Here is a 15310-nt window from a genome sequence, read left to right as displayed (position 1 = left end):
TAAGGTGAACAAATAATATCTGTAACACTTTTTCCAGGTAATCCGTTCGATTTTACACAATTATCATTCCGGTAAGTACAATAATTGCAGTTGTTACTATTTCATTTTTTTTCGATATAATTGTTACCTGCTGCTAGAATTGAGGAATTATTTCAAAATATGGCCTACACTAACTGTCCTATGCTGGCTTATTGGCCTGCATAGCCCCGCCTTCCTGCATGCAGAAGGCCAGCAGTTCCCGCGCGCAGCAGATACTATTCCCCATAGAAGCAGTGGGCTCTTCAAAAAGATCGGGGAGTACCGGGACTCTATACGTAATAAAGAATACCGCCAGTCGCTCATAAAACGCATTACCAAACAGGATGAACCGGTACATTCCAACGATAACGACAGCACCATCATCAAAAGTGAGGCATATTTTACCCCCTTTGCGGGCAAAGTGATCAGAAATATCTACTACAGGAAGGTAAAAGTATTCGGCCCCCGCAACATCAATGATACCACTTTCACTACCAGCATGAAGCTCATCCACCTGGCCAACCGGTTGCACTACGACTCCCGGGAATGGGTGATCAGGCAATCCCTGTTCTTCCGGGAAAACCAGCACCTGGAGCCTTTTGAAATGGCCGACAATGAGCGTTACCTGCGTAACAGGCCCTTTATCCAGGATGCGCGTATCTATGTAAAGAATGCCGGCCGCGACTCCATCGATGTGGAAGTGGTAACAAAAGATCTCTTTGAATATGGTGCAGACATCTCCCAGTTCAGCGCAAAGGATATCAGGGCCAGCGTTTCCAACAACGACCTGTTTGGCGCCGGCCAGGGCCTGAAAGTGGGTATGCAGTGGCGCTCCGATTATTCCCCTACCTGGAACACGGAAGTACGGTATACAAAATACAACGTCCTGGGCTCCTTTATAGATATGACCCTGGGGTACACCACCCTGAATAATTACGCCCAGCTGGATACCAACGCTTTCGAAGGCGCCGTATTCATCAATTTCAACAGACCGCTTTACCGCAATGCCGCGAAACTGGTTGGCGGTTTTGCCTTGTCAAAGAACTGGTCTATCAATATCAGGGGATCCTTACCCGAGCTGGGCGACAGCATTTACCGTGATTACACTTACTCTGTCATCGACGGATGGATAGGCTATAATTTCATCAACCATTATAAACACGACGGCACCATCGGCAAAAAGCCCAACTTCGCGGTACTGGCCAGGCACTATAACCTGTCGTTCCAGCGAAAGCCGGACCAGCTGCGATATAAAGACGACCCGGTATACAATAATCACCGGTTGTATTTATTAGAGCTACAGGCTTACCGCATCGATTATTTTAAAGCCCATTATTTCTTCGGATTCGGCCGAACGGAGGATATTCCCCTGGGATATAATATCAGCGCCACCAGCGGCTGGGAAAGCTGGAAAGACCGGAGGCGGATCTACACAGGGATTGAAGCACAGAAATACTGGACCACTAAAAACCAGGGACTCTTTAACTCCACCATCGGACTTAGCACTTTCTGGCTCAATAATGCGTGGGAAGATGGCGTAATACACGCCCGGCTTGAATACTACAGCAGGCTGCTGAACATCCGCAAAGCGCGGTTCCGCCAGTTCCTGAACATCGACTACCTGAACAGCCCTAACCCGTTCTTTAATAAGCCACTCAACATCAATATGGAATACGGCATCTGGGGATATAAGAATACAATGATCAACGGCTATCAACGCCTGAACCTCGGATCGGAAACCGTGTATTACAGCCCGCTGAAATTTCTTGGCTTCAAATTTAACTTCTTTACTTCCCTTCAAACATCCATGATCACCAACAAAAGTGATGACCTGCTGCGGAATCCCCTTTACCTAGGACTGGGAGGCGGTTTCCGTGTCCGTAATGAAAACCTCTCACTAAATACCATTAAAGTTTCCGGGTATTATTATCCCAATGCACCACAACCTATGAATAAGCTGATGCTGGAAATTACCACCATTGTTGATTTCCGTTTTGATATCTCTGCACTGCGCGCGCCTACCGTGCTGAACTTCCGCTAAATAATGCGCAGGCAATTCCGGCTTTCCGTAAATTTATAGTACTAAATTTTGTGTCATGGAATGGAAGAATGAGCTCACCCGTATGCTGGGAATTACCTACCCGTTGATCCAGGCGCCTATGCTGGGTATTACCACTCCCGCCATGGTGGCCGCAGTGAGCAACAGCGGCGGGTTGGGATCCTTACCGGTGGGCGGCCTGCCTCCCGATAAAGTCACCTCGCTGATCCGCGAAGTGAAGGGATTAACACAGCAACCGTTTGCGGTAAACCTTTTCGTTTATGAGCCGGAGGAATATTATGACCGGAAAACATTTGACGATATGCAGGAGTTCCTGCAATTCCTGTATGGGGCCAACAGGCTGGCGGCGCCGCCGGTAAATTTTGATGAAATACCTTTTCATTCCTGGAGGGACCAGCTGCCGGTGATCCTGGCTGCCGGTATAAAATATATGAGCTTTACCTTTGGTATGCCGGATGCTGCAGGATTTGAACTGCTGAAACAGCACCAGGTATTATTGATGGGCACTGCCACCTCCGTGGAAGAAGCTTCAGTGCTTACTGCTGCCGGAACGGATGTGGTAATTGCACAGGGCATAGAAGCGGGCGGCCACCGGGGCTCCTTCCTTCCGGGCGAGCTACCCAAAACAGGCACCTTTGCCCTGGTGCCGCAAATTGCAGATCGTGTGCGCGTGCCCGTTATTGCCGCCGGGGGCATCATGGATGGCAGGGGAGTAGCTGCAGCAAAAATGCTGGGTGCCGCCGGTGTACAAATGGGAAGCCTGTTCCTAAGAGCGCATGAAAGTCTTGCCACACCTGCACACAAAGCAGCGCTGGCCGATATAACGGATACGGATACACTGCTTACCCGCGCTATATCAGGCCGCTGGGCCAGGGGCGTACGTAATACGCTGATCACCGAAATAGAGGCCTCGGGCTTACCTGTCAGTGAATATCCATACCAGGATGCGTTAACACAACCCATCCGTAAAGTGGCCAGGGAACTGGACAACCCGGCATTTGTAAATATGTGGGCAGGGCAGGCAGCAGGAAAGGCGCGCGCCTGGAGCACCGCAGATATTTTCGCGGAACTGGTCCGGGAAACTGCGCTGGCGCTTAATAAATAATACGCCTGAAGATGCCGGGATAATCTATAACAATATCGTTTTCATCAAAAGGCAATTGTGCGGTGAAGTCCGTGGATACATTATCATACAGGTATTCCCGGAGCCCGGTACGGGTATAACGTTGCTGCACTTTCTGTAATTCAAATTCGGGCAGGTTGATATAAAGCATATCCAGCAGTTTGCTTTCCTCCGGTTCAAACTGCAGCCGTTTCACCGGCAGGGTATTGGTAAAAGGCGTCAGCGAAATATCGATGTCGATGCAGTTATCGAATGCGTCGATGTGGTTATTGTCCTTATCGAACCAATGACCGTGAAGATCCGAAGTCAGTTTCAATTCCCTGGGCGTAAGCCCTTCCTGTTTAATATGAAAGGACGACACCTGCCAGGATGAGGTGATCTCTATTTTATAATGTATGCAAAATGGCTGTTGGTCTCTTACTCCGTTGATACAACCGGTAGCCAGTTTCCCCGTGCCATTGTCTTCCAGCGTAAAATATTCGGTTGCAGGCCATAGTAACGCCTGCCATAGAATGGGTTGCATGTATTATCTTTTTATGGTCGATGATTTTATTTTAATGATCACCAGTTTGGATGTTGGCGTATTGCTTTTGTCAGCCACACTGTCTACCGGCACCAGCACATTGGTTTCGGGGAAATAGGTAGCCGTACATTTTTCCGGTATATGGTAAGACACAATAATGAAACCATAAGCCACCCGTTCCTTATTGCCGTGATAATTATAAAGATCTACCACATCGCCGGGGTGGAAGCCGGCAGCGGCGATATCAGCAGGATGCATCAGTATCACTCTCCGCTCATGATATATACCGCGGTAACGGTCGTCCAGTCCATAAATGGTAGTATTGAACTGGTCGTGGCTACGGATGGTCATCATCATATATTCATCGATGGCCAGGGGAGTTCTTAATACTTCTGCAATATTGAAATTGGCTTTGCCGCTATAGGTATTGAATTGCCCTTCCCGTGCACCATTGGGCAGGTAAAAGCCACCCGGATGTCTGACCCTTTTATTGTAGCTGTCAAAACCCGGAATCACTTTTTCAATATCGTTGCGTATAAGATCGTAGTGTTGTGTATAGGTTGCCCAGGGCACGCGGGAGTTTTCACCCAGCAGGGTCATTGCCAATTCACAGATAATAACGGGCTCGCTTTTCAGGTGCGTGGATACCGGTTGCAGGTTACCTTTCGACATCTGTATCACACCCATAGAGTTCTCACAGGTCACAAATTGTTGCTCCCCCTGTTGTATGTCTTTATCGCTGCGGCCCAGGCAGGGGAGTATCAGGGCTTCTTTGCCATGTACCACATGACTCCGGTTCAATTTCGTAGATACGTGCACAGTAAGGTCGCAGTTCCTCAATGCCTCCGCTGTATAGAGCGTATCCGGTGTAGCGGAAAGAAAGTTGCCACCCATGGCCATAAATACTTTTGCATCGCCCCGGTGCATGGCATTGATGGCATTCACCACATCGAAGCCATGTGCCCGTGGCGGCTGAAACCCGTATACAGCATGGATCCTGTCGAGGAAAGCATTGGAAGGTTGTTCATAGATACCCATTGTTCTGTCGCCCTGCACATTGCTGTGCCCGCGCACAGGACAGGTACCTGCGCCTGGTTTACCTATGCTGCCTTTCAGCAGCAGCAGGTTTACCACTTCACGGATGGTATCTACTGCATTTTTGTGTTGGGTAAGGCCCATTGCCCAGCAGGCAATGATCTTCTTTTTATGAAACAGCGCCTGTGCTGCCTCATGTACCAGTTCCGGCGCTACTCCGCTGTCTGCTATCAGTTGTGAGAGCGACTGCGTTTTCAGGTGTGCAATATAATTATCATATCCCTGGGTATTGGCTTTGATAAACGCCTGGTCGAACACGGTGCCGGGTACACGTTCTTCTTCCTGCAACAATAACAGGGACAAGGCTTTCAGCAGGGCCATATCTCCATTGATCTTTACCTGCAGGAAAATATCTGTAAGATGTGTTTTTATATTCAGTACTCCTTTCACGGTCTGCGGATTCAGAAAATTGAGCAAACCGGCTTCCGGTAAAGGATTTACGGAGATGATAGTAGCGCCGTTGGCCTTGGCTTTCTGTAAAGCGGTGAGCATGCGCGGATGGTTGGTGCCGGGATTCTGTCCCAGTATGATCAGCACTTCTGCCTGGTGTATATCTTCCAGGGTAACAGATCCTTTAGCTATTCCTACTGCATCGCTCAGGGCCACGCCGCTGGATTCGTGGCACATATTGGAACAGTCGGGCAGGTTGTTGGTGCCATATTCGCGTGCCATCAGCTGGTACAGGAAAGCGGCTTCATTACTGGTTCTTCCCGAAGTGTAAAATATAGCTTCGTTGGGAGAGGATAATTTATGAAGATGACCGGCAATAATTTTATACGCGTCTGCCCAGGCGATGGGGGCGTAGTGTGTGGCTCCGGGAGCCAGGTACACAGGCTGGGCTATCCTGCCTTTTTTACCTATTTCGTAATCTGTTAAAGCGCCCAGGTCCGCAACACTGTTGGCTGCGAAAAAGTCGGGCGTTACTCTTTTTGTGGTAGCTTCTTCCGCTACTGCCTTGGCGCCGTTTTCACAATATTCGGCAATGCCGGATCTTTCATCATCGGGGTCGGGCCATGCGCAACCGGGGCAGTCGAACCCGTCTTTCTGATTAAGCTCCAGCAATGCTTTCATTCCCCTGAAGGCGTTCATTTCCTCCAGGATATGCCGCATGCTGGATACTACTGCAGGAATACCTGCTGCAACTTGTTTGGGTGGTCCTAGCTTAATACCGGTAAACCGCACCGGGTTTTCTGCGCTGTCCATAACGGGTAATATTTTATCTGACATCAATTCTCTCTGATCCGCTGTAAATATTAAAACGCTGGTCCTTTAAAAATCCCAGCAGGGTGATATTCCATTCAGCGGCCATTTTTACCGCCATACTGGATGGCGCTCCTATAGCGGCAATAACTGGTATCCCTGCCATAGCGGCTTTTTGTATCAGCTCAAATCCTGCGCGGCCGCTAAGCAGCAGCACACATTCTTCCAGCGGCGCCGGCTGTTGCTGCAGGGCGGCGCCTATGAGCTTATCTACCGCATTATGCCGACCAATATCTTCCCTCAGCAGGAGCAGTTCCATATTGCCGTTAAAAAGCCCGGCAGCATGCAATCCGCCGGTAGAGTCGAAAAGCGCCTGTTCATTCCTCAATACTGCAGGCAAACCGAATAGTTTTCCGGCAGCCAGGCAAAAAGTGCTGTTGTTAACGGTAACGCCTGTATGAATATCGGCGATATCCGTTTTGCCGCATACCCCGCAGGCGGCAGTTGCCGCGAAATTACGACGGGTATTGCCCAGCCGGGCTTCTGTTCCTGGTTTCAGATGAACGGTGGCGATGCTGCCATTGCTGTCTTCCGAAAGAATAATTTCCTGGATAGCAGCGTACTCGCTGATCACGCCTTCGGTAAATAAGAAGCCGGCAGCCAGTTCCATATCTTCACCGGGCGTGCGCATGGTAACGGAGATGTTCTGTTGCCGTCGGTTATGGGAGGGTCCGTGCACCAGTCTTATTTCGAGTGGATCTTCTGCCGCGAGCGTATCACTGGCATCTGTGATACTTTCTGCCGCTACTTTTTTAACAAGGGTATGAACAACTGCATTTGTCATACTCAAAATTACACTTTCACCACCATCTTACCACTGTTTCTTCCAGAAAATAATCCGAGTAATGCAGCCGGCAGCTGGTCAAATCCTTCTTCCACGGTTTCTGTATATTTTATTTTCCCTTCCTTTACCCATTCAGAGAGTTGTTTGAAGCCTTCACCAAACCTGCTGGCATAGTTACCGATAATAAACCCTTGCATGAGGATGCTTCTGGTTACCATAATGGGCTGAATACGCGGGCCTACGGGTATTTCAATGGAATTATACAGCGCGATCTGTCCGCAAAGCGGCACACGGGCAAAGAAATTCAGGTGTTTGATCACAGCATCGGAAATATCGCCGCCTACATTATCGAAATAAATATCCACGCCATTGGGGCAGGCAGCTGCAATGGCGGCCTCCATGTTATGATTGCCTTTATAATCAATAGCAGCGTCGAAGTTAAAGGTATCGGTGAGCAGTCTTACTTTTTCTGCGCCTCCGGCGATGCCTACTGCGCGGCAACCCAATATCCGGGCGATCTGCCCCACCACGATACCTACGGCGCCCGCAGCGCCGGATACCACTACTGTTTCACCAGCTTTGGGCTTGCCAATATCTACCAGGCCAAAGTAGGCAGTAAGCCCCGGTACGCCCAGCAGGCCGAGGTAATAAGTAAGCGGAATACTGTCGTCGATCTTACGCAGGTGCGCTGCCGGGAAGATGGCGGCGGTAGCCCAGGGCAGAAAGGGGCGGGGGCCGCTGCTCATTACTTTATCGCCTGTTTTAAACTGTGTACTTTTGCTATGTGTTACTTCCGCCACACCACCGCTTTCAATAGGCTCGCCTACCTGGAAGGGCGGTATATACGACCTTGCATCGTTCATACGGCCACGCATATACGGATCTACGGAGAAGTAAAGGGGCTTTACCATCACTTCACCTTCCTCCAGTTCAGGTAAAATAGCATCTACGGTTTCAAAGTTGTTGGCTACAGGTAATCCTTTGGGCCTTGCAGCCAGAAGGATCTGTTTTATTTTCATACATCCGGGTATTTAAAAGTAAAGAATGGTAATGGTTATTTAACAGTTAGAAAATGCTTTTGTTTACCTGCCGGGAAAGTAGCGGAATTAACAATGAAAAATGTACATTCGGGGTAAGAATCTTCACCCCTAAAAATTAAAATCTACTATGCGTCTTGATGATGAAGAAATGAGCGAAAACGTCGAGAAACGGACCGGTGGCGGTATGCGCAAGATCGGTGTTGGCGGCGGTATAGGCACCGTTATCATTATCGTGCTGGCCTTGATCTTTAAACAGGACCCGCAGCAGGTAATGCAGGCGGTTCAACAGGTAAATCCCGGCCAGGAGCAGGCGGGCACCGCTGAAAAACTCACGAAGGAAAATGCAAATGCCTTCGAGGTGATGTCTTCCAAAGTACTCCGCAGTACAGAAAGGGTATGGACGCAGGGATTCCAGGAAAGGAACAAAACATACGAGGTACCCGGCATGGTATCCTTCGAAAAAGGTACCCCTTCCGGCTGCGGTTTTGCGGAATCAGCCATGGGACCGTTTTACTGCCCGGCCGACCATAAAGTATACCTGGATGTTTCTTTCTTTAATGAACTGGAGCAGCAGTTCGGGGTAAAGGGCGATTTTGCAAAGGCATATGTGATTGCGCATGAAGTAGGGCATCACGTACAGAACCTGTTGGGCATCAGCGATAAATTACAAGCCATGCGTTCCCGGCTAAGCGAGAAGGAATACAACAAATTATCGGTGATGCTGGAACTGCAGGCCGATTTCCTGGCAGGCGTATGGGCTAACCGGGCCAATAAGATCAGGCCTTTACTGGATCCGGGAGATATTGAATCAGGCCTGAGCGCTGCCAGTGCCGTGGGCGACGACCGGCTGCAGCAGGCCAGTACAGGGCAGGTTGTACCGGATGCTTTTACCCATGGCACCTCCGAACAGAGAATGTTCTGGTTCAAAAAGGGCTTTGAATCCGGGAATGTGGCCGACGGGGATACGGGCATTGGCCTGGGTTCCTGGTAGTTAAGCATTGCCGGGCGGTTTCCAGGGCAGGTATTCGCCATATAACCCGGGAAACCGCACCTCATACAGGCGCTCCGTTTGTTAAATATCCAGCATTTCCTTCGCCAGTTCAATCATCCGGGGATCCCCGGTATATTTGCCATTCACGTCCGACAGCTTCACTACAGGCGTCCACCGGGGCGCATCTTCCGGCAGGGCTTCATACATCTTGATCACAATATTCAGGGCAGTTAATCCTGCATCGTTAGTAAAGTTGGTGCCAATGCCAAACGACATGCCTATCTTTCCACGGCAATAAGCAGCGATGTCCGCTACTTTTTCATAATTGAGCCCGTCTGAAAAAATAATGGTTTTGCTGAGAGGGTCTACATTTTTCCCTTTGTAGTGGGCAATAGTGCGGTCCGCGAACAAGATGGGGTCGCCGCTGTCGTGCCGCACCCCGTCGAACAGCCTCGCAAATTTTTTATCGAACTGCTCAAAGAAAACAGGCGTGGTATAGGTGTCGGAGAGAGCAATTCCCAAATCGCCCCGGTACACCTGCACCCAGTTCTCCAGTCCAAGCATATTGGCCATTTTGAAGCCGTATTTGGCTGCGTGGAACATAAACCATTCATGGGCATGGGTACCCACCGGCTTTACGCCATTCCGCATGGCAAGGTGCACATTGCTGGTACCTATGAAACATCCTTCTCCATACTGCCGGAGCGTTTTCACCACCAGCTTATGCACCGCGAGAGAGTGCCGGCGCCGGGTGCCAAAATCCGCGATGGTGATATCCATCTCTTTATATTTCTCAATCTTATTCCGGGTAATGCGGATCACTTCCTCATCGGGTACGCGTTCCTGCCCGGTTAGCTGGTAGTACAGCTCGCAGATGAGCGACATCAATGGCACCTCCCAGAGAATGGTGCGGTACCAGTAGCCATCCACATGCACTTCCAGGCTATCGCCCTGCTGGGAAATATGCACTTCCGACGGGCTATACCGGTAGCCCTGCAGAAAATCGAGATAGGTGGGGTCGAGATAGGGGCAGGTTACCGCCAGGTAATCCTTTTCTTCCGCCGTAAGCTGCAGCTGCTGCATGTTATTGACCGCTTCACGGAGGGCCTCCGCAAAACCGGGAGGAAATGAATGATGCCCCCGGTTAATAAAAGTATAACGGGCACGGGCCTTCGGAAACAATTTGATAACCCCATGCTGCATGGTGAATTTGTAGAAATCGTTATCAAGAAGGGAAGTAAGGATCATATTTGCTGTTTGGATTCACAATAAAATTATACTTTTGCGGTTAACATATTGTAGTTAACATGCAGCAGATTAAAGTTAAATGGCCCCTTAACCCAAAAGAAACAGTATTGTTCAAAGTACACGGTGTATACCTCAAGAACAGTTTTAACGCAAAACAAGGCGTTTTGTATCTTACAAATGAAAGAGTTGTTTTCGAGGCAAAACCTATGATGATGGTCCTTTTATTCGGTGTCATCGGCTGGTTATTATCCCGTAAAAAAATCTCCGTTGATTTTCCATTGTCCGATATTACGGATTTCAAAAGAGGCAAACAGGGCTTTAATAAAAAAGTAGCTGAGTTCGACCTGATAGATGGCCGCAAGATCCGCATCGGTATTACTGGTAAATGGGAAGTTTTTGATACCGCTTACCAGAAAGCAATGCTGGACGTACAGCCTTTATTCAGCGTAAATTAATTCATCAGAGTTTAGACCCGCAGTATTTGCAGAAGTCCGCATTGGCATCGTGTCCTTCACGCATGCAATGCGGGCAAACCCTGCGATCTACTTCCTCCCGGTTACGTATCCTGCTCATTTCCACTGTCACTATCCCCGTAGGCACTGCTATAATTGCATACCCCATGATCATAATAAGCGCTGAAAATGTTTGTCCAAGCGGTGTTATGGGCGCAATATCACCATAACCTACCGTGGTAAGGGTTACTACTGCCCAATACACGCTCACAGGGATACTGGTGAATCCTGAATTATGCTCAGACTCTATTACATACATCACCGCACCTAACACAACAGTTAACAACCCGATAAAAAACAGGAACACCAGGATCTTGCGTTTGCTTTGCTGCAGTGCGAGCGACAACTGCTTACTCTCATTCAGAAAGGGCACCAGCTTGAATATCCTGAAAATACGCATAAGTCGCAGTATCCGGATGGTAAGCAGGAAATGCGCGCCGCCATAAAATGCTTCCACATAGGTGGGAAGGATACAAAGCAGGTCTACAAGGCCATAGAAACTTGTCATATAGGCCCTGGGGCGATAACTGCACCATACCCGGAAAATATATTCCAGGGTAAAAACCAGGGTGAACACCCACTCCAGTATATGAAACAGGCGGCCGAACTTCTGCTGCAGAGGCGCAACACTTTCCATCATAACAATAATAACACTAACCAGGATCGCGATGAGCAAAACAATGTCGAAAGCCCGCCCCGCGGGGGTGCTGGCCTCGAAAATGATATTATGCCATTTTTCCTGGAAAGGGGTAAGCTTCCGTGTAATATTGTTCGTCATCCTGCTGAATTATGTACTTTAAACAAAACTTGTTAATTTATGTTTAGTGAGGGCCGTTTTATTATGGTTAACCCATTAACTGTTCAATATTTTTACTCATCAGACTGATTCAGCATGCCCGCCTGATACCGGAATATATTTATAACAATATCAAAAGATGATTCCCGTCTTTTCCTATCTTTAGCATATGCTAACCGGAATTTTAATCAATTTATTTGAACGTGATCTCAGCAAACTGGAAGAGGAGATCGCTGCGTATGATAGTGTTGCAGGCATCTGGCTGATCCCACCCGGAATAAAAAACCCTGCAGGCAATCTTTGTCTTCATCTCTGCGGCAACCTGCAGCATTATGTGGGCGCAGTACTGGGGAAAACGGGTTATGTACGCAACAGGGACCTGGAGTTCAGTGCAAGGAATGTTCCTACGGAAGACCTGCTGGTGCTGATCAGTACCACACGCCGTATAACCCTCTCCGTTATAGCGGGGTTAACAGCGGAAGATCTTGAAAAGATCTACCCGGAAAAGGTGATGGCCGGTGCTATGTCTACCGGGCATTTCCTGGTACACCTGAGCACACATCTTAACTATCATCTCGGACAAATAAATTATCATCGCCGATTAACCCAGTCCTAGTTAAATGAACACTTTTCTGAAAAATTTTATCAGGGTATACCAGCAGTTGAAATGGCTGGTATGGCCATTTGTAATAGTAGTAATAACGATACTGGTAACGCGGATGTTTGTGAGCAGGCAGGATGCTTATTTCTTCATCAATAAATTACATACACCTGCGGGCGATTTTATATTCCCATACATTACAGAGCTGGGAAGCACAGCGGCGGCAGTGCTTATTTCCCTGTTGCTGCTGGTCGTTCACCGGCGTGCAGGCATCATGCTGGCCACTGCTTACCTTTTCACGGCAGCGATCAGTTTCACGCTGAAAGCACTCATCGGCTTTCCCCGGCCACACCGTTATTTTGCCAGCCGTTTACAGGAGATCTATTTTGTGCCGGGCGTATCAGTGCTCGATAATTTCAGGAGCTTCCCTTCCGGCCATAGCGTATGTGCATTTACTGCCGCTACCGTACTTTCCTATTATACAAAAAATAAGTACCTGTGCCTGGTATACCTGGCGCTGGCCATGCTGGTAGCCTATTCGCGTATGTACATGAGTCAGCATTTCCTTGAAGATGTAACTGCAGGCGCCACTTTGGGCGTTTTCTTTTCCATGGTATGGTTGAGTATTTTCCGCGGGAAAACGGGGCAGTTATCAGGACAGTAGATCTTTCTTTTTCTCCATTTCGGCTATGAGGGAGTCCTGGTGCTGCCGGAGCATTTCATTATATAGTTTTGCGGGAGATGTGGGGGCAGTATCTTTCTCTTTGTACCATACAGGGGCAGGGGTGTACCTGGCCCATATTATTTCATACCCGATGTAGATCTGGTATTTGCCTTCTCTTACATCATCGGTATGGCCCAGGCGGCGCTCTTCCCCGGGAGCGAGGTTTTCAATCAGCCTCGCCTGGCGGGTAGTTCCCATTGTAGTAGTGATCACCTGGTTAACGGCCACTGTCATAAATCGCGTATCCGACAGGTTCTTTACGCTGCGCAGGTATTTGGACACACTGAATACGCTGTTTGAAACACCAACTATCCTTACTGCCCGGATGGCGTCTTCCCCTGCAATGGGCCTTAATTTCTTCTCTTTAAAAGAGGTCACACGGAAACTTTGCGTTCTGAAACGGACGTACCATAACATGAAAAAGAACAGGATGATTACCGGAATATACATAATTAACAGTTTTTGAGGAACGATGTACAGGGCATTAAGCCGGGTTCGTTTGAGAGGTTACAGGTTTTTTTGATTATCGGATTATCAGATTGATAATACTAAGATAAAGGGTCTTGCGTAGGTAATTGTAAATTCAATGTTAATGAAAGTGCGATATCTTATGCTGGTCAAAGGTTTCCTAAAGTAACGAGGCAAAAAATGGACTTTTTTTGCACATTAACAATTAAATCACAAAATTTCTCAGGAGAAACCTGCAACTTTGTCACATAGCCAAAAACAAGGTGTTTGTAACCAAGGTCAGCTTTAGGGGTTAACCCCCAAATATTCTTTCGTTAATACTCCCTATAATTGTTTAATATATTTTTCCTTATCTGAAGAACAGGTAATTTTATTGGTAACACAGGGTGTTATAACATATTATCATGTTATCATCGGGGAAAGAATATGAAACTGATACCTGCGCTGTGAAACTGCGGGTTGTAATAAGGCACGATCACCTTATCAGCCGCGCCGGCAGAGGCATTCAGGAGCTTTCGCTGTAACAGGGGATATACCCAGTAAGCGGCTTTGGTACTTAAAATACCTACTCCTGCACCGGCTACCACATCGCTCAGCCAATGCCTGTTATTATACATTCTCAATGCGCCGGTGGTGGTAGCGGCCAGGTAGCCAGCCACCCCATACCAGGGAGAAACGTCTTTGTATTCCTGCCGTAAATATTCTGCTGCAGCAAAAGCCGAAGCGGTATGCCCGGAAGGGAAGGAGAGATAATCGGAATGGTCCGGCCGCTCTTCATGGGTTTTATTCTTCACTATTTCCACGGTACCTGCGGTAAGCACTGCTGAAATTCCCAGCAGGATAGTGCGGTCGCGCAGGTTATGTTTTCCATGTATACCCGCTGCGTTCAGTATATAAACTGCTGCTACAGGGGTGTACTGGAGGTAGTTGTCAATATGCGTGTGGAACCCTGGATGATCTTCTTTGATTTCTGCTTTGGTTGTACTGTTCAGGTCCCGGAGAGTGGGATTATTCAGGGCAAGCACGCCATAGCCGATCATCGCTGCCGGAACAACAAGACCGGTAACCGTTGTATGAAAACGCCCCGGTACTTTCCCGGATGGCGCCGGGTAAATAAAATGTACAGTATCGCTTACGGCAGGCAGGGAGTCCATTTCCTGGGCATCAGCACTATAAGAACAGGTAAGGGTACAGAATGCCAAACCCGTGGAGAATATCATTTTCTTCATGCATCTTTCCTTATACTATCAAATGTAGATGCTGATTCTGGAGAAAATCTGTATCCCGTTATTCGCCGCCACGGTCGGGCTTCTGAAGGATCATTTCCGCGGTTTGCCTGGTATAGCGGTTATGGAAGATAAAGGTAATCAGTAATCCCAGCAGGCAACCGGCCAATACAGACAATACCCTCGCCACCGCTGTATCCCAAACATGTTCCCCCGCCTCATGGGTCATTACAATAATAGTAGCTGCCAACGCAGTGCGGGTAGCTGCTTCCAGGTTTAGCAGGTTGCAGATCACCACTGTTACAAATACCGCCGTACACATCATCATCAACAGATTCGGATGTACCAGTATCAACAGGAAACCGGATATGCCACCTACCAGGTTCGCCTTAATACGTGTAACCGCCAACGTTACTGCATCGGATCCATCGGGCGATAATACCAGCATCACGGAAATCAGCACCCAGATCACATCAGTATAGTTCACTAACCACGACAAACCGAGCACCACTAGTACACCGGTTACACATTTGGCGGCATAGATCAGTATTCGCCTGATTCGCATTTTATCAATCATGACTGAACTCTTGGCAATTGGGAATTGTTCTGTTAATTTAACCATTAACAGCATGAAAATAAGGAATCTATGCTATCTGGCCGCACTCACTGTTTCTTTGCATGCCTGTATTAAAGATGTGCCTATAAACCCCGAAGCGGATATTGAAACATTTTTAATAGACAGGAAATATCTTACTGCAGATGTTTTCATCTACTTCACATTAGGCGTAACCTACAAAATATAAAAAGCAGCAGCGACTTTATCGCTGCTGCTTTTATTATTA

General features: G+C 48.2%; 16 protein-coding genes. 7 read left to right on the top strand and 9 right to left on the bottom strand.

What is annotated here, in order from left to right:
- The first annotated feature begins 139 nt into the window (after nt 1-139).
- Both FN124_RS22625 and FN124_RS22620 read left to right on the top strand, forming a co-directional pair.
- On the top strand, nt 140-2059 hold the full coding sequence (locus FN124_RS22625; protein ID WP_142687044.1) for a BamA/TamA family outer membrane protein: 1920 nt from the start codon (nt 140-142) through the stop codon (nt 2057-2059).
- A 55-nt stretch (nt 2060-2114) separates the two neighbouring features.
- Nucleotides 2115-3182, top strand: coding sequence for an NAD(P)H-dependent flavin oxidoreductase (locus FN124_RS22620; RefSeq protein WP_142687043.1), 1068 nt, complete (start codon nt 2115-2117; stop codon nt 3180-3182).
- On the opposite strand, the gene FN124_RS22615 is transcribed toward FN124_RS22620, so the two are convergent.
- From FN124_RS22615 to FN124_RS22600, 4 genes are read right to left on the bottom strand one after another with little or no spacing between them, the layout of a single operon-like run.
- The gene (locus FN124_RS22615; RefSeq protein ID WP_142687042.1) at nt 3172-3723 is read right to left on the bottom strand and encodes a putative glycolipid-binding domain-containing protein; all 552 of its coding nucleotides are present in this window, start codon (nt 3721-3723) and stop codon (nt 3172-3174) included. The genes FN124_RS22620 and FN124_RS22615 overlap by 11 nt on opposite strands.
- Nucleotides 3724-3726: 3 nt before the next feature.
- Nucleotides 3727-6021, bottom strand: coding sequence for an FdhF/YdeP family oxidoreductase (locus tag FN124_RS22610; protein WP_260607561.1), 2295 nt, complete (start codon nt 6019-6021; stop codon nt 3727-3729).
- A 13-nt stretch (nt 6022-6034) separates the two neighbouring features.
- On the bottom strand, nt 6035-6862 hold the full coding sequence (gene fdhD, locus FN124_RS22605; protein ID WP_142687040.1) for a formate dehydrogenase accessory sulfurtransferase FdhD: 828 nt from the start codon (nt 6860-6862) through the stop codon (nt 6035-6037).
- 8 nt (nt 6863-6870) lie between these two features.
- Nucleotides 6871-7881: an NADP-dependent oxidoreductase gene (locus FN124_RS22600; RefSeq protein WP_142687039.1), complete on the bottom strand. Its 1011-nt coding sequence runs from the start codon at nt 7879-7881 to the stop codon at nt 6871-6873.
- Between the two features lie 148 nt (nt 7882-8029).
- Here FN124_RS22600 and ypfJ point away from each other — a divergent pair, with 148 nt between their 5' ends.
- Nucleotides 8030-8893 (top strand): KPN_02809 family neutral zinc metallopeptidase, encoded by an 864-nt coding sequence (gene ypfJ, locus FN124_RS22595; protein WP_142687038.1) that lies wholly within the window; start codon nt 8030-8032, stop codon nt 8891-8893.
- An 81-nt stretch (nt 8894-8974) separates the two neighbouring features.
- Here the strand turns inward: ypfJ and pncB are convergent, their stop codons facing one another.
- The gene (gene pncB / locus FN124_RS22590) at nt 8975-10141 is read right to left on the bottom strand and encodes a nicotinate phosphoribosyltransferase (RefSeq protein ID WP_142687037.1); all 1167 of its coding nucleotides are present in this window, start codon (nt 10139-10141) and stop codon (nt 8975-8977) included.
- Nucleotides 10142-10200: 59 nt separating this feature from the next.
- On the opposite strand from pncB, the gene FN124_RS22585 reads away from it, so the two are divergent.
- Entirely contained in the window at nt 10201-10596 is a 396-nt protein-coding gene (locus tag FN124_RS22585) for a GRAM domain-containing protein (protein ID WP_142687036.1), read from the top strand.
- Nucleotides 10597-10600: 4 nt separating this feature from the next.
- Here FN124_RS22585 and FN124_RS22580 read toward each other — a convergent pair whose 3' ends face one another.
- Entirely contained in the window at nt 10601-11431 is an 831-nt protein-coding gene (locus FN124_RS22580) for an ion transporter (RefSeq protein WP_142687035.1), read from the bottom strand.
- A gap of 187 nt (nt 11432-11618) precedes the next feature.
- Here FN124_RS22580 and FN124_RS22575 point away from each other — a divergent pair, with 187 nt between their 5' ends.
- Both FN124_RS22575 and FN124_RS22570 read left to right on the top strand, forming a co-directional pair.
- Nucleotides 11619-12065, top strand: a complete 447-nt coding sequence (locus FN124_RS22575) for a DinB family protein (protein ID WP_142687034.1) — start codon at nt 11619-11621, stop codon at nt 12063-12065.
- Nucleotides 12066-12069: 4 nt separating this feature from the next.
- Nucleotides 12070-12714 (top strand): phosphatase PAP2 family protein, encoded by a 645-nt coding sequence (locus FN124_RS22570; RefSeq protein WP_142687033.1) that lies wholly within the window; start codon nt 12070-12072, stop codon nt 12712-12714.
- Here the strand turns inward: FN124_RS22570 and FN124_RS22565 are convergent.
- The 3 genes from FN124_RS22565 to FN124_RS22555 form a co-directional block, all read right to left on the bottom strand.
- A complete protein-coding gene (locus FN124_RS22565) occupies nt 12703-13224 on the bottom strand; it encodes a hypothetical protein (RefSeq protein WP_142687032.1) in 522 nt (173 codons plus the stop codon). The genes FN124_RS22570 and FN124_RS22565 overlap by 12 nt on opposite strands.
- A gap of 428 nt (nt 13225-13652) precedes the next feature.
- Nucleotides 13653-14471 carry a phosphatase PAP2 family protein gene (locus tag FN124_RS22560; protein WP_260607560.1) on the bottom strand — a complete coding sequence of 273 codons (819 nt, stop codon included), beginning with the start codon at nt 14469-14471 and terminating at the stop codon, nt 13653-13655.
- A 58-nt stretch (nt 14472-14529) separates the two neighbouring features.
- Nucleotides 14530-15033, bottom strand: a complete 504-nt coding sequence (locus tag FN124_RS22555) for an FUSC family protein (protein WP_185937327.1) — start codon at nt 15031-15033, stop codon at nt 14530-14532.
- Nucleotides 15034-15097: 64 nt separating this feature from the next.
- On the opposite strand from FN124_RS22555, the gene FN124_RS30965 reads away from it, so the two are divergent.
- The gene (locus FN124_RS30965; RefSeq protein WP_185937326.1) at nt 15098-15271 is read left to right on the top strand and encodes a hypothetical protein; all 174 of its coding nucleotides are present in this window, start codon (nt 15098-15100) and stop codon (nt 15269-15271) included.
- Nucleotides 15272-15310: the final 39 nt, after the last annotated feature.

It is taken from the genome of Chitinophaga polysaccharea (assembly GCF_902150045.1).
In the GTDB taxonomy this organism is placed as follows: Bacteria; Bacteroidota; Bacteroidia; order Chitinophagales; family Chitinophagaceae; genus Chitinophaga; species Chitinophaga polysaccharea_A.
The sequence above is the reverse complement of the archived record's forward strand: the minus strand, read 5'-3'. Positions and strand labels throughout refer to the sequence as shown.

Bases quoted from the DNA above. Each gene is read 5' to 3' on its own strand.
- FN124_RS22620 (WP_142687043.1), top strand. From the start codon at position 2,115: ATGGAATGGAAGAATGAGCTCACCCGTATGCTGGGAATTACCTACCCG.
- FN124_RS22615 (WP_142687042.1), bottom strand. From the start codon at position 3,723: ATGCAACCCATTCTATGGCAGGCGTTACTATGGCCTGCAACCGAATAT.
- FN124_RS22610 (WP_260607561.1), bottom strand. From the start codon at position 6,021: ATGGACAGCGCAGAAAACCCGGTGCGGTTTACCGGTATTAAGCTAGGA.
- fdhD (WP_142687040.1), bottom strand. From the start codon at position 6,862: ATGACAAATGCAGTTGTTCATACCCTTGTTAAAAAAGTAGCGGCAGAA.
- FN124_RS22600 (WP_142687039.1), bottom strand. From the start codon at position 7,881: ATGAAAATAAAACAGATCCTTCTGGCTGCAAGGCCCAAAGGATTACCT.
- ypfJ (WP_142687038.1), top strand. From the start codon at position 8,030: ATGCGTCTTGATGATGAAGAAATGAGCGAAAACGTCGAGAAACGGACC.
- pncB (WP_142687037.1), bottom strand. From the start codon at position 10,141: ATGATCCTTACTTCCCTTCTTGATAACGATTTCTACAAATTCACCATG.
- FN124_RS22585 (WP_142687036.1), top strand. From the start codon at position 10,201: ATGCAGCAGATTAAAGTTAAATGGCCCCTTAACCCAAAAGAAACAGTA.
- FN124_RS22580 (WP_142687035.1), bottom strand. From the start codon at position 11,431: ATGACGAACAATATTACACGGAAGCTTACCCCTTTCCAGGAAAAATGG.
- FN124_RS22575 (WP_142687034.1), top strand. From the start codon at position 11,619: ATGCTAACCGGAATTTTAATCAATTTATTTGAACGTGATCTCAGCAAA.
- FN124_RS22570 (WP_142687033.1), top strand. From the start codon at position 12,070: ATGAACACTTTTCTGAAAAATTTTATCAGGGTATACCAGCAGTTGAAA.
- FN124_RS22565 (WP_142687032.1), bottom strand. From the start codon at position 13,224: ATGTATATTCCGGTAATCATCCTGTTCTTTTTCATGTTATGGTACGTC.
- FN124_RS22560 (WP_260607560.1), bottom strand. From the start codon at position 14,471: ATGAAGAAAATGATATTCTCCACGGGTTTGGCATTCTGTACCCTTACC.
- FN124_RS22555 (WP_185937327.1), bottom strand. From the start codon at position 15,033: ATGCGAATCAGGCGAATACTGATCTATGCCGCCAAATGTGTAACCGGT.
- FN124_RS30965 (WP_185937326.1), top strand. From the start codon at position 15,098: ATGAAAATAAGGAATCTATGCTATCTGGCCGCACTCACTGTTTCTTTG.